Below are 1,493 nucleotides of genomic sequence, written 5' to 3' on the forward strand. Positions count from 1 at the left end.
GGTTAGCTCACAGGCTTCGGGTATTGCCTACTCCCATGGTGTGACGGGCGGTGTGTACAAGACCCGGGAACGCATTCACCGCAGCATTCTGATCTGCGATTACTAGCAACTCCGGCTTCATGATCTCGAGTTGCAGAGATCAATCCGAACTGGGATCGGTTTTTTGAGGTTTGCTTGATATCGCTATTTAGCTTCTCTTTGTACCGACCATTGTAGCACGTGTGTAGCCCAGGACATAAAGGGCATGATGATTTGACGTCATCCCCACCTTCCTCCGATTTGTCATCGGCAGTCCATCTAGAGTCCTCAGCTTGACCTGTTAGTAACTAAATGTAAGGGTTGCGCTCGTTGCGGGACTTAACCCAACATCTCACGACACGAGCTGACGACAACCATGCACCACCTGTATCCAAGGTAGATAAATCTAGGGTTTTTATCTCTAAAAACTTTCCTTGGTATGTCAAGTCCTGGTAAGGTTCTTCGCGTAGCCTCGAATTAAACCACATGCTCCGCTGCTTGTGCGGGTCCCCGTCAATTCCTTTGAGTTTCATACTTGCGTACGTACTCCCCAGGCGGAGTGCTTAATGTGTTAACGTACGGCACCTACTCGTATGAGCAGACACCTAGCACTCATCGTTTACGGCGTGGACTACCAGGGTATCTAATCCTGTTTGCTCCCCACGCTTTCGTGCCTCAGCGTCAGTTCAAGTCCAGAAAGTCGCCTTCGCCACCGGTATTCCTCCTAATATCTACGCATTCCACCGCTACACTAGGAATTCCACTTTCCTCTCCTTGACTCAAGCATATCAGTTTCAGATGCAATCTATGGGTTGAGCCCTTAGTTTTCACATCTGACTTAATTTGCCGCCTACGCACTCTTTACGCCCAATAATTCCGGACAACGCTCGCCCCTTACGTATTACCGCGGCTGCTGGCACGTAATTAGCCGGGGCTTTCTTCTATGGTACCGTCATTATCTTCCCATAGGACAGAGCTTTACGACTCGAAAGCCTTCATCGCTCACGCGGCGTCGCTGCATCAGGGTTTCCCCCATTGTGCAATATTCCCCACTGCTGCCTCCCGTAGGAGTTTGGACCGTTTCTCAGTTCCAATGTGGCCGGTCATCCTCTTAGATCGGCTACCCATCGCTATCTTGGTGGGCCGTTACCCTCACCAACTAATTAATGGGACGCGAGCTCATCTTACACCGAAATTCTTTAATCACTTCTTCATGCGAAAATGTGATATCATATGGTATTAATCCCGGTTTCCCGAGGCTATCCCTTTGTGTAAGGCAGATTGCTCACGCGTTACTCACCCGTCCGCCACTAATCCAGAAGTTTATCAATCCGAAGATATCAAAACGACTTTCATCGTTCGACTTGCATGTGTTAAGCACGCCGCCAGCGTTCGTCCTGAGCCAGGATCAAACTCTCGATTAAATGGTTTATTTAATCCCAAGTTATCCTTGGCTCTTAAATTCGAAATTATTT

1 rRNA gene is annotated in these 1,493 nt (G+C 48.7%); it reads right to left on the reverse strand.

Annotated elements, in window-relative coordinates:
• Window positions 1–1,442: ribosomal RNA gene (locus tag AC1EJ0_RS08125) — 16S ribosomal RNA — on the reverse strand; the annotation flags it as partial.
• Window positions 1,443–1,493 lie beyond the last annotated feature (51 nt).

This window comes from Fenollaria sp. C0166D3 (genome assembly GCF_056590255.1).